The 12243-nt window shown below is 44.1% G+C and carries 10 protein-coding genes and 1 pseudogene; 5 read left to right on the top strand and 6 right to left on the bottom strand.

All coding sequences use genetic code 11. The features are described from left to right. Positions 1 to 987 precede the first annotated feature (987 nt). The 3 genes and pseudogenes from NDI35_RS10245 to urtA all read left to right on the top strand — a co-directional run bounded on the left by NDI35_RS10245 (position 988) and on the right by urtA (position 5380). Entirely contained in the window at positions 988 to 1233 is a 246-nt protein-coding gene (locus tag NDI35_RS10245) for a helix-turn-helix domain-containing protein (protein WP_445312645.1), read from the top strand. Between the two features lie 166 nt (positions 1234 to 1399). Then, a pseudogene (locus tag NDI35_RS10240) lies at positions 1400 to 1849 on the top strand (transposase family protein); the annotation flags it as partial. Positions 1850 to 2452: 603 nt separating this feature from the next. After that, positions 2453 to 5380 (top strand): urea ABC transporter substrate-binding protein, encoded by a 2928-nt coding sequence (urtA, locus tag NDI35_RS10235; RefSeq protein WP_445312644.1) that lies wholly within the window; start codon positions 2453 to 2455, stop codon positions 5378 to 5380. Positions 5381 to 5867: 487 nt separating this feature from the next. On the opposite strand, the gene NDI35_RS10230 is transcribed toward urtA, so the two are convergent. Together NDI35_RS10230 and NDI35_RS10225 are read right to left on the bottom strand one after the other, a co-directional pair. Beyond that, positions 5868 to 6560 carry a histidine phosphatase family protein gene (locus NDI35_RS10230; protein ID WP_445312643.1) on the bottom strand — a complete coding sequence of 231 codons (693 nt, stop codon included), beginning with the start codon at positions 6558 to 6560 and terminating at the stop codon, positions 5868 to 5870. Positions 6561 to 6980: 420 nt separating this feature from the next. After that, positions 6981 to 7463, bottom strand: a complete 483-nt coding sequence (locus NDI35_RS10225; RefSeq protein WP_445312642.1) for a hypothetical protein — start codon at positions 7461 to 7463, stop codon at positions 6981 to 6983. A 184-nt stretch (positions 7464 to 7647) separates the two neighbouring features. Between NDI35_RS10225 and uvrB the strand changes: the two genes are divergently transcribed. Then, positions 7648 to 9660 carry an excinuclease ABC subunit UvrB gene (gene uvrB / locus NDI35_RS10220; protein ID WP_445312641.1) on the top strand — a complete coding sequence of 671 codons (2013 nt, stop codon included), beginning with the start codon at positions 7648 to 7650 and terminating at the stop codon, positions 9658 to 9660. Here uvrB and NDI35_RS10215 read toward each other — a convergent pair. The 3 genes from NDI35_RS10215 to NDI35_RS10205 form a co-directional block, all read right to left on the bottom strand. After that, on the bottom strand, positions 9646 to 9822 hold the full coding sequence (locus NDI35_RS10215; RefSeq protein ID WP_445312640.1) for a hypothetical protein: 177 nt from the start codon (positions 9820 to 9822) through the stop codon (positions 9646 to 9648). The genes uvrB and NDI35_RS10215 overlap by 15 nt on opposite strands. A 53-nt stretch (positions 9823 to 9875) precedes the next feature. Then, positions 9876 to 10160, bottom strand: a complete 285-nt coding sequence (locus NDI35_RS10210) for a hypothetical protein (RefSeq protein WP_445312639.1) — start codon at positions 10158 to 10160, stop codon at positions 9876 to 9878. Between the two features lie 382 nt (positions 10161 to 10542). Continuing rightward, the gene (locus NDI35_RS10205; protein ID WP_445312638.1) at positions 10543 to 10731 is read right to left on the bottom strand and encodes a hypothetical protein; all 189 of its coding nucleotides are present in this window, start codon (positions 10729 to 10731) and stop codon (positions 10543 to 10545) included. An 858-nt stretch (positions 10732 to 11589) separates the two neighbouring features. Here NDI35_RS10205 and NDI35_RS10200 point away from each other — a divergent pair. Beyond that, positions 11590 to 11835 (top strand): hypothetical protein, encoded by a 246-nt coding sequence (locus tag NDI35_RS10200; protein WP_445312637.1) that lies wholly within the window; start codon positions 11590 to 11592, stop codon positions 11833 to 11835. Positions 11836 to 11875: 40 nt separating this feature from the next. On the opposite strand, the gene NDI35_RS10195 is transcribed toward NDI35_RS10200, so the two are convergent. Further along, a complete protein-coding gene (locus NDI35_RS10195; protein WP_445312636.1) occupies positions 11876 to 12070 on the bottom strand; it encodes a hypothetical protein in 195 nt (64 codons plus the stop codon). Between the last annotated feature and the right edge of the window lie 173 nt (positions 12071 to 12243).

The raw sequence follows: 12243 nt of genomic DNA, 5'->3' as shown, positions 1-12243 counted from the left end.
TGTTTCAATTTTTTTGAATTACAACTAACCCGATTATGAGCAATTTTTATTGGTTGAGTTGCAATTTAGTTGGCTTAAAAACTGTTTGTCGATATGTCCGACTAACACCCCTTAATTACGGCATCCCTTCAACGCCTTTAGGATAGATAAAATAGCGTTCTTTCAGGATTGTGTGGTGATTACGTAAGTATGGTTTTGGCTGGCTCCCAGTTTAACTTACAGAATCGTGATTTTGGCTACCTGTCAGGGCAATCTTTACCTAATCTTTATAAAGATACCGTATTATCACGGAGAATTATGAAGATTCTGTGAAGCTGGGAGAGGCAAATGTTGAGTCCGGTATACGTATATCTACGCAAAAAATTACATTCAGGATTCAAAAACCATCAATTTTCGACGCTCATTGGTGAAGTCCAGATTCCGAACATTGTAAAGAAATATTGATTGCTATTAGTTTGTAGCAGCAATTCAAGCAATTAATGGTTCTTCCGTACTTAGTCTGTTAAAATCTTATGAAGACAGCCAGCATTTAAGTTAAATATAAAAATATCAATGACTAAATATTAATGATAAAAATACTGAATCTACCTGGTGTAATCCTAGAGGATAGCTTAGAGACAGAAGCAACAATTATTTGATCCGTTATCGTCAAAAATAAAACATAACTTTGCCCACGATGTGGACAAACAAGCGGCCGTATTCATCAAAATAAAAGGTATTTAGTTAAGCTGTTGCGGAATTTAAATTGTCTGTCAAAAAACAATAAAACTTTTGTGGGGTGGGCGTCCCGCCCGCCTCGAATATGCAATTTACAAGAATGCGCGACAGCTTAGAAATTTACTAATCAATAACAGCAGACATCTCCAAAATAGTAACATTATGTAGAAAAAAATATAAAATAAAAAACATTTTTTAACCCATAGATATGAGTGACACATCCTGAATCATATTGAAGAGAATCATAAAGAAACACAGCGATTAATTGGTGTGGAATATGAACAGTTACAACAATTGCTCCAAAATGCCGAAAGATTACATCATGAAAAACAAGCTTTACTAGAATCCAAGAAAGTGAGAATTATTGCTAGTGGAGTCGGTCGCCAACCCAAACTATCTATTCCCGAACAAATAATTTTAACTTTGTTATATCTTAGGCATAGGACAACATTGCAACTTCGTGGCATCCAGTTTGGAGTAAGTGAGTCTACAGCTAATGATACATTTAACTATTAGTTTGGGCGCCTGCTTTGATTGCTACCATCTAGCTTGCTTGAACAAATAAAAAAACGCTGCTGACTATGCAATAGCTAAGGAAATACTCACAGAATATTAATTAACAGTAGATACCTACGAACAAGTCAGAGAAAGACCTGGAACTCGTGATGAACAAGAAAAATACTTTTCAGGCAAGAAGAGTAATCATACATTTAAAAGTCTAATAATTCTCATGCCATATGGTAGAGGTATAGTTGATGTTGTGGCAGGTGAACCTGGATATAAAAGCTATATAACCTTATTCCGGGAATATAGCTCAAAGTTTGACTCTCAACAAATACTTAAGGGAGATAAAGCTTACGTTGGAGAAGATTTAATAACAACTCCCATTCAAAAAGCCAGAAAAGGAGAATTGACAACGCAACAAAAAGAACAAAACAAAGCATGTTCTGCTCTCCGACTTTTTGTCAAACATCGAATTAAAAGGGTCAACAGATTTCTAGTTGCCCAAGAAAGATTTAAATTAAATTTCCAAAAATATGAGCCAGTAATTTTAACGATTTGTGGAAGAGTAAGGTTGCGAATTGCAGGGCTAATATTACCATTAGGAAAAGCAGTGAAATCGTCCGATTAAAATTCACACAGCTAACTCAATATTTTGGTACAATTATCAACAATACATATCTCATAGTCTGGTTTTATCGTACACACTAGCTAATTTAGGATGATTACATTTACGTCCTAGAGCTTAACTACACAGAGGCTTTGATTGTTTTCGGAAATGTCTTCTACAGAGCGACAGTGCTTTTTGAATTTGGGATAACCCTTCCTTCTCTCGCCTTTTTTACAGCGGCTATAGAAGCTAGATATAGAAGCCCAAGCGCGTTCGGCCCTGGCTTAACGGGCGGCTGACTTGAGCTTTTTCGCGAAAGCGAACTATGCAGGCAATATCTTTGCAGAGTGCGTACAAGATGGTCTTACTAATATCTGCGTTGTCCATCCAAAATCTGACAGCTTTTTTTCTAATCAACTCGCCTGTTCGGATGGCTTCATCAAGTGCACAGTAGTGGTCTCTCGTATTGGTCTCTCGTTCTGTTTTTTAGTTTTGCTTTTCTTACTATCATGGTATGATTATATCAAACCTCAGCACTTTTTATCAAGGAAAGTCCTAGATAAAAGCCGCACTTAAGTGCGGGGCTTTCAACCCCATTTTTCGGTAAAAATTATCTAAAACCCTATGGGATCAAGGAGCAGTAACCCCCTCGAAGCAGCCGGCCCGGCTCGTGAGCCGATCAAAATAGGCGTTTTGCATTCGCTGACGGGCACGATGTCCATCAGCGAAATTTCTGTTAAAGATGCGACGCTGTTGGCTGTTGAGGAAATTAATGCGGCAGGAGGGGTGCTCGGACGCCCCTTGGAAGCGGTTATAGAAGATGGAGCCAGCGATTTGCAAACTTTTGCTCAAAAAGCTAAGCAATTGCTCTTAGAAGCTCAGGTGGCGGTGGTATTTGGCTGTTGGACTTCGGCGAGCCGCAAAGCTGTACAGCAGGCTTTCGACCAGGGCAAAGGGTTGCTGTTCTATCCGGTGCAGTATGAAGGGCTAGAACAGTGTCCGAATATTGTCTACACTGGTGCTGCCCCGAACCAACAGATTGTGCCTGGGGTGAATTACTTGCTGGCACAGGGGAAGCGGAAAATTTTCCTGTTAGGTTCGGATTATATTTTTCCCCGCACGGCAAATCGGATTGTGAAAGCTCAACTGGCGGCACAGGGGGGAGAGTTAGCGGGGGAAGTGTATCTGCCGCTGGGTTCGAGGGAAGTGGGCGAGGCGATCGCACATATCTTAGCAGTGAAACCGGATGCTATTCTCAACACTCTCAACGGAGACAGCAATGTGGCTTTTTTCCTTCATCTGCGGGAAGCTGGCGTGAAACCCGAAGATTTGCCCGTGATGTCGGTCAGCGTAGCAGAAGAGGAAGTGCGAGCGATCGGGCCGTCCAATATTGCGGGACATTTGGTGGTTTGGAACTATTTTCAAACGGTCGATACACCGGAAAATCGTAAATTTGTCAAGGCTTATAAAGCCCGATACGGGGAAAATCGAGTCACGGATGACCCGATCGAAGCGGCTTATTTGGGCGTTTACCTGTGGAAGCAAGCAGTAGAAAAAGCTGGTTCGACAGATGTGGTTAAAGTCAGGGCGGCTGCTAAAAATATCGAGTTTGCAGCGCCATCTGGCAAGGTAAAAATAGATGCCCAAACTCAGCATATCTGGAAAACAGTGCGGATTGGCAAGGTGAGGTTAGACGGTCAAATTGAGGAGATTTGGAATTCCGGCGCACCGGTTCCGCCAGATCCTTTTCTCAAGGGTTATCCTTGGGCGGCGGCACTTGCTACGAGGTCGATTTCTCTGGGAACTCGGGCGTCTTTGAGCGGGCTGTTTGTCATCTTGGTACTGATAACTTGGATGGCGGTGGGAGTCGGGTGGATGGGTTCTGTGGAGATGAAGAACTATTTGCTGACAATAGAGGCTGCCTCACATCCGGGGGCTGGGGTTTCTGAGGCAGCAATGGCGGTGCTGGTGCAGCAAACTCTCTTTGTGGCGAGCCGCACTCAGCACTGGCTGCTGGCAGCTTTGGGTTTGAGTTTGATCGCGGGGATAGTGGCTTTTGTGTCGGTGTCGGCAATTATTCGGAATCTCGGCTTGCTGCGGGAAACTGCCGAACAGATGGCCAGCGGTGATTTGACGGCTCGATCGCCTGTGGTTTCTAATGACGCGATCGGGGTGCTATCTTCTACTCTCAATACAATGGCTCAGCAAATTAGCAGTTTGCTCAACGGTTTGGAAGTGCGGCAGCGGCAGCTAGAGGAACGATCGCGCGAATTGGAAGTTGCTAAGAATGCCGCGGAAGCTGCCAACCGGGCGAAAAGCACTTTTTTGGCAAATATGACTCACGAGTTGCGGACGCCCTTGAATGCGATTATTGGGTACAGCGAGCTGCTGCAAGAAGAGGCTCTGGAACTCGGCGAAGAAGAGTTTGTGATGGATTTGGCAAGCATTAATATGGCAGGCAAGCAGTTGCTCACCATTATTAGTGACATCCTGGATATTTCTAAAATTGAAGCAGGAAAGATGACTCTTTTCTTGGAGACTTTTGAGGTGTGGAATTTGATCGAGCAGGTTGTCACTACTGTTCAACCCCAGCTAGGGAAAAATGGCAATACTTTGATTGTCAATTGCGATCGCAATATTGGCACGATATACTCCGATTTGTCAAAGCTGCGGCAAGCGCTGTTGAATTTGGTGACCAATGCTGCTAAGTTTACCGATCGAGGCAAAATTACGATTAATGTTTGGAAAGAAGAAGGGAAGGTTTTGCCGATCGACAATTCCGAAGAACTCTCGGCAGATCCTTCCCGGTGTCAACTGCCTGCGATCGTCTTTCAAGTAACCGATACCGGCATCGGCATGACTGAGGATCAGGTGTCGAGGCTGTTCGCAGCTTTCGCTCAAGCGGACGATTCTACTACCCGCAAATACGGCGGCACCGGTTTGGGGCTGACAATTAGCCGGAAATTTTGCCAGATGATGGGCGGAGACATTACGGTTGAGAGCGAATTTAATTGCGGTTCTAGTTTTACGATCCGGTTGCCGATTGCGATTAAAAGCCCGAAAGAAGCGCCGGACGATCGAGAAATCGCACAAATGCAGGCGAAGTCTTCCGACGATTTAGAAACGAGTGTAGCGGCGACTGAAGCGAAGCAAAAAGAAGTGCGATCGCAACCGCTGGATCTGCCGGATGCTGCTACTGTGCTGGTGATTGACGACGATCCAGACGCGCGGGATTTGATGACTCGCTGCTTGTCGAAACAGGGATTTCGGGTGCGATCGTCGGCTAGCGGTCAAGGGGGGCTGCTGTTGGCTAAGGAGTTGCTGCCGGACGCGATTATTCTGGACGTGATGATGCCGAGTATGGACGGCTGGGCGGTGCTGTCTGCCTTGAAAGCCGATCGAGATTTGGCTGAGATTCCGGTGATTATGATAACTTTTTTGGACGACCAAAATCAGGGTTTGGAATTGGGAGCGGCGGAGTATTTGAGGAAGCCTGTGGATTACAAGCGCTTTGCTGCTTTATTGAGTAAATATCAGGGTCTGGGGAAGTAGTTATTAGTCATATCTATTCTGTTTGCACGAGCAAGATATTGTTGACTGTTAACTGTTGGCTGTTGACTAAAATTATGCTTTCGGAACAACTGACTGTTGAGACATTTAAACAATACCGATGCAACCGCAAACGAGATCAGTAGTCATTAGCCCTTGAACTCGAAAATGTGAAATATCAACTGTTAAATGTTGTGAACTCTTAACAGTTATAGCAACCGCGAAGACGCTGAGGACGTTATTAATTGTTGAAATTATTGCTTGGATAGTTTTCTGCCGAAGGTCTTCTGCTATAACTGTTACCACTTACCAAAAATATTTTAATATTTAATCGAGCGGCGTTGCTGAATCACGGTATGAAAACAGATAAGTTGGAAATTCCGAAGATGTTCTGACGCGCTTGTTTCTTTTTTTGCAGATTGAGTCGTTCATACCATAAATCAGCAACGCCCTCTGGCGTTGGTTGGGGCATTGTTCCAGTGAAGGTAGGTTACGAGGGTTGATCGCCTGCATCACTCGCCACAGTTGCATCGGGTGCTGCCGATTCTAGATCCGGTGGCAGATGGTTGGTGATGAAGGAACTCCAATGAGCTATCCCACCTGAATCAAATTCCATCTGCAAAATTGACGCATTCGGTACTGGAAATCCTCGCGAAAATCCCAAAAGCCGATTCATAGCAACGGCATCAATTACCGTTGGGTTAGCCAAAATCTGCCACAGCATTGCTTTGATAAAAAATCCATGGGAAAAGACAACTACAAAACCCGATTGTTGTTGTAACTGGTTCAGGGTAGTTCGGACTCGTTCCATCAGTTGGACCAACGATTCGGCGTTGGTTCCATCGACATATTCAGGGTCGCAGCGGTCCCAGTAAGCTTTGCTCAAAGGTTTGCGAGCCTGGGTTGTGGTTGGTTGGTCGAGCTGTAGACCCAGATAGGTAAATTCCTGAACTTGCCAAACCTCAACGGGTGTATGTGGAAATTGTTCAATCAATGGTTGAGCAGTGAGTTGTGTTCTCAGATAAGGTGAAGTCACAATCAAGTCTGGAGTTTGTTTAACGGCGGTTGGAATACATCTTGATTGTCGATCGCCCAATTCACTTAAGGCATTTTCATGAGGTCCAATAGTTGCCAACCCTGCATTAGATTGACTTTGACCATGACGAATAATCCAAATAGACACGGTTTGATATTCCCTCTCATTTAGGGTAAAAATCACTTCTAGGGTGTTGATAAATCACGGGATAAAAATAGATAAGTGGGAAATTCCGAAGATGTTCTGAAGCGCGGGAGCATCTCTTATTTGTAAAAAAACTTCTTCTGTCTCCTTCCTTCTTCCTTCTTACTCTTTCCTCCTGGCTCCTAGCTCCAATTTCTAGCTTGGCTGCAAAAGTGAGATGCTCCCTGAAGCGCTTGTTTCATTTTTTGCAGATTGAGTCGTTCCTACCATAAACCAGCAACGCCGATTGTTAAAATTGGCTGAGTTAAATAAATCACTTGAGACGATTCAATTGCTCGATCGGGTTCCTCAATAACTTGTATAAAAAGTTTAATTAGTCATTAGTTAACAGCGAAAAACTAATAACTAATGACTAATGACTAATTAATCTAAGAAGCCCATTAATGCCGAGCTATCGTCAATTTCGTTTGAGGCAATGGGCCGGTTTCCTCCCATTGTGGAGTACACTTCATCAATGTGCAGAGTGCTGATGCCAATAGGGCGGGCACCAGACATACTGAACATTTCGCTGACTTGCATGGCGCTGGAGCCGATCGGGCGATTGCCCAGTGTAGCAACCACTTCAAAGTCGCTGGATTCGACCGGGCGATTGCCTACAGTGCCGTAGGTTTCGCTGATGTGCAGGGTGCTAGTGCCGATCGGGCGATCGCCCGATATCGAGACGATCTCGCTGATGGTAAAATCGTCTGGGCCGACGGGGCGGTTGTCATGCAGGTGTTGCGGGCGATAAAGTTGGATTCCTGTTGCTTTGGTATCCGTGGGTTCTGTCGGTTGGCTTTTGGAACCTCCTTTGCCGCGGCGGGCGAGTGCTTTGCCTTTGCCTGTACCTGTGCTCCTCGTATCCATAATTCTTTTCCTCGCTTATTTTTGGGTGTTGATTGCTGGGTGCGGACAACTGCTTTTCTTGGCTTTCTGCTTTCTATTTCGGCCGATGATTAAAATAATATTACAAAGTCTAACTATTTTTTTAACGAAATTGCAGAATCTCTGCATTTTTGTTAAGATTTATGGGTAATAGCTACATTTTCCTATGGTAACTGCGGCAGCATCTTTTCAATTGCAAGCGCCCTTCCAGCCCACAGGCGACCAACCGCTAGCGATCGAGCAACTTGTCAGAGGCATCGAAGCGGGGGATCGATTTCAAACCTTACTCGGTGCCACAGGTACGGGCAAAACCTTCTCCATTGCCTCGGTGATTGAAAAAGTCGGCAAACCCACCTTAGTCCTAGCACACAACAAAACCCTGGCAGCTCAACTGTGCAACGAACTGCGAAATTTTTTCCCGAACAATGCAGTCGAATACTTTGTCAGTTATTACGACTACTACCAACCTGAAGCATACATAGCCGTCACGGATACTTTCATTGAGAAAACGGCAGCAATTAACGACGAGATAGATATGCTGCGGCACTCAGCCACGCGATCGCTCTTTGAACGCCGCGACGTAATTGTAGTTGCTTCAATTAGCTGCATCTACGGTTTGGGAATGCCGGCAGAATACCTGAAAGCATCTATCCCTTTGCGAGTAGGAATGGAAGTCAACCAGCGGCAAGTTTTGCGAGATTTAGTCAACGTCCAATACAGCCGCAACGATATAGATTTAGGCAGAGGCAAATTTCGCGTCAAAGGCGATGTTTTGGAAATTGGCCCCGCTTACGAAGATAGAATTATTCGGGTTGAATTCTTCGGCGACCAAATAGATGCCATTCGCTACGTTGACCCCGTAACAGGTAAAATCCTGCAAAGTTCAACGGCTTTAAATATCTATCCAGCGCGCCACTTTGTCACGGCAGAAGATAAATTAGAGGCTGCTTGCCAAGGGATAGAACTCGAATTAGAAGACCGACTGGCAGAATTTGAAAAAGAGGGGAAACTATTAGAAGCTCAGCGGTTGGAACAGCGCACGCGCTACGATTTGGAAATGCTGCGCGAGGTAGGATACTGCAACGGAGTAGAGAATTATTCGCGGCATTTAGCAGGGAGAAAGGCCGGGGAACCGCCAGAATGTTTGATTGATTATTTCCCGAAAGATTGGATGTTGGTAATAGATGAATCTCACGTCACAGTGCCGCAAATTCGGGGGATGTACAACGGCGACCAAGCGCGCAAAAAAGTATTGATAGAACACGGTTTTCGCTTGCCCAGCGCGGCAGATAACCGCCCTTTAAAAGCAGAGGAATTCTGGGCAAAAGAAAATCAGTGCATCTTTGTTTCTGCTACGCCTGGGGATTGGGAAATGGAAATATCTGAAGGCAGAGTCGCAGAGCAAGTTATTCGCCCTACCGGAGTAGTAGATCCGACAATTTTTGTGCGCCCGACGCAAGGACAAATTGATGATTTGTTGGGGGAAGTTAAGGAGAGAGTAAGTCGGGATGAGCGAGTGTTGGTGACGACTTTAACGAAGCGGATGGCGGAAGATTTAACGGAATATTTGCAGGAAAGGGGAATTAGAGTGCGGTATTTGCACTCGGAAATTCAGTCGATTCAACGCATCGAAATTATCCAAGATTTGCAGGATGGTAAGTTTGATGTATTGATTGGTGTTAACTTGCTGCGGGAAGGTTTGGATTTGCCGGAAGTTTCGCTGGTGGTAATTTTGGATGCGGATAAAGAGGGGTTTTTGCGATCGGGACGTTCGTTGATTCAAACGATTGGAAGGGCGGCGCGGCACATTCAGGGACAGGCTATTTTGTACGCGGATAATTTGACGGATAGTATGGTTAAGGCGATCGACGAAACCGATCGACGCCGGGGGATTCAACTAGCCTACAATAAGATGCACGGGATTACGCCGCAGCCGATCGCGAAAAAGCGATCGAGTAATGCGATTTTGGCATTTTTGGACGTGTCGCGCAAGCTGAATTCTCAGCAGTTGGAGGAGGTTTACGAACAGGTAAACGAGTTATCTTTGGATGAGATTCCTCAGTTAATCGGGCGCTTGGAAGCGCAGATGAAGGCGGCGGCTAAGAAGTTGGAGTTTGAGGAGGCGGGTAAATTGCGCGATCGGATTAAGCATTTGCGGGATAAGCTATTGGGACATTAAGCTTGTTGTCAGGGAATTGAGGGGAGTTTTTAACCGCAGATGCACGCAGATAAACGCTGATGAATTGCTGAAGTCTGGGACTTTGCCGAGTTTTTGCAGGAAAAACAGCAAAAAGTGCGATCGCATTAAGCATTTAGGTGAAGTGCGATCGCCTTTTACCATTCTCCTATTTTATGGATGGAAAGGGCGATCGAGGTTTCTATGAGATTCCTAGTCTATCCGTAACATATTCGCGATCGTGACAGTTTGCAGTTTGGTGAACCATCGTTATCGCAGTAATTTGACTGCCAATCAAGTTCGCGCCTCAAGTCATCTATTCTCTGTTGCAGTTCAAATTTTTCCTGCCTCAAGTCATCTATTTCCTGTTGCAGTTCAAATTTTTCCTGCCTCAAGTCATCTATTTCCTGTTGCACAAGGTTTTTCATCTCTGAGGTGGCGATCGCAGCCCGCGGAAGGTTGGCAAACAATTGTTCATCTTCTGTGCTAAAATTTTGGGACATTTATTTAAAATTAGTTAGGTTGACTTGTGGTGGTCTGAAGTTAGGATGTCAAACCACCTGGAGTTCGCTAGCTAAAACGAGGGCTCTGTCTGAATTAGTAGTTCAGGCGGCCTTTTTCGTTTTTACTACTTTGAACCGCAGATGCACGCAGATATACGCTGATGAATTGCAGAAGTCTGCGACTTTGCCGAGTTTTTGCAGGAAAAATAGCAAAAAGTGCGATCGTATTAAGCATTTAGGTGAAGTGCGATCACCCTTTACCATTGTCCTATTTTTTGGATGGGAAGGGCGATCGGACTTTTTACCAGATTCCTAGCCTTTGGGCTGATTCGCGATCGGATAAGTTTTTGTCTGAGCGCTAATCATCAGAAAGGTTACATAGTTATTGAGCTTGTCCAAAATTAGCTATGAAATCGTAAATTTGGTCATTACTCAGGCGGTCAAAGTCTGGCGGGTTAACTATGCCCCTGCCTTTGACTACCAGTTGGGCTATAGCAATCAGCATGGTACGGACTTGCCAGCCTAAAGGGTTAGGAAATTGTCCATCTTCTGTGCTAAAATTTTGGGACATTTATTTAAAATTAGTGACGTTTACTTGTGGTGGTCTGAAGTTAGGATGTCAAACCACCTGGAGTTCGCTAGCTAAAACGAGGGCTCTGTCTGAATTAGTAGTTCAGGCGGCCTTTTTCGTTTTTATTACTTTGAAGCGCAGATATACGCTGATGAATTGCAGAAGTCTGCGACAAGAATCTTTAGAACCGCTTGATACAGGTCAGTGCAGCCGCTTCTAGATTCTGAATTACAACAGAGAGTCCCTATCACTTGTAGGTGTAGGGGCTTATTTATTTTTAACGGTTTTCCGGCCAATTGTCAAGTCTTTTTGGGATATTTACTCACGAAACATTCGGGATTGAAACTGAGTGTTATCGCGGTATCTTATCCTGTTATTGCAAGCACCATAAGAGAATTTTGTACTAAACTACATAAATACTTGTGATTTACATAAATACTTGTGATTTACATAAATACTTGTGATTTACATAAATACTTGTGATTTACATAAATACTTGTGATTTACATAAATACTTGTGATTTACATAAATACTTGTGATTTACATAAATACTTGTGATTTACATAAATACTTGTGATTTACATAAATACTTGTGATTTACATAAATACTTGTGATTTACATAAATACTTGTGATTTACATAAATACTTGTGTTTTACATAAATACTTGTGTTTTACATAAATACTTGTGTTTTACATAAATACTTGTGTTTTACATAAATACTTGTGTGCTAAACTACACTGATACTTTTGTACTAAACTACACTGATACTTTTGTACTAAAAAAAGTGACTTTTATTTACGATCGCCCCTACCGATCGACAGTATCCAAGTCAACAAGCGATTTGGGAGACAGCAATGAGCAAATTTCAGTTATTCGATGCAGTGAGTTTAACTGAACCCATCGCCCTCGCCGATCGCAAAATTGCGCCACCCGAAACAGCCGGGGCTATCGTGGTACGGGCGTCTCGCCCGTACATGATTTGTGATACGGGCGAGACGCCCGTACATCATCTGCGGTTAAAATATTCATTGACAACAAAAAGTGCGATCGCCTTCCCAGGGCTGGGAACGGATGTTAAACAAGGTTTAAATGTTCATTGACAACAAAAAGACCGATCGCCCTTAACACCACCCAAACCCCCTACCTCAATACCACAGCATAGGTACTGCTAGCAAAAGCCGGACTAATAAACTCATCCTTCTCCTCGGCTGTGATGAAACCCTGATCTACCGCTAGCTGCATCACTTCCTGAAGAAAACCTCTGAGCGCATCTAATACTTGAGTGCGATCGCATTCAAAAACCTTTTCCCAACCAGAAATTGCAAACTTCCTCAACTAAAACTTACGCAGGGGAACTCAGAAACCGGGTTTTTTGCGATAAAACTTCGTTACAGCCCGCAGATTCACTAAAAAACCCGGTTTCTTGGGCGGAGTGCCTAAGTTCTGTTTATGTAATTTTCGCATATTAAAGTGGTAAGTTGGGTTTTGTTACCTCAACCCAACCTACT

This window comes from Microcoleus vaginatus FACHB-2002, assembly GCF_040004035.1.
Taxonomy (GTDB): domain Bacteria; phylum Cyanobacteriota; class Cyanobacteriia; order Cyanobacteriales; family Microcoleaceae; genus Microcoleus; species Microcoleus vaginatus_C.
The sequence above is the reverse complement of the archived record's forward strand: the minus strand, read 5'-3'. Positions and strand labels throughout refer to the sequence as shown.

Coding starts and splice junctions, on each gene's coding strand:
- NDI35_RS10225 (WP_445312642.1), bottom strand. CDS start 7,463: ATGGATACGAGGAGCACAGGTACAGGCAAAGGCAAAGCACTCGCCCGC.
- urtA (WP_445312644.1), top strand. CDS start 2,453: ATGGGATCAAGGAGCAGTAACCCCCTCGAAGCAGCCGGCCCGGCTCGT.
- NDI35_RS10200 (WP_445312637.1), top strand. CDS start 11,590: ATGAGCAAATTTCAGTTATTCGATGCAGTGAGTTTAACTGAACCCATC.
- NDI35_RS10210 (WP_445312639.1), bottom strand. CDS start 10,160: ATGTCCCAAAATTTTAGCACAGAAGATGAACAATTGTTTGCCAACCTT.
- NDI35_RS10205 (WP_445312638.1), bottom strand. CDS start 10,731: ATGTCCCAAAATTTTAGCACAGAAGATGGACAATTTCCTAACCCTTTA.
- uvrB (WP_445312641.1), top strand. CDS start 7,648: ATGGTAACTGCGGCAGCATCTTTTCAATTGCAAGCGCCCTTCCAGCCC.
- NDI35_RS10215 (WP_445312640.1), bottom strand. CDS start 9,822: ATGGTAAAAGGCGATCGCACTTCACCTAAATGCTTAATGCGATCGCAC.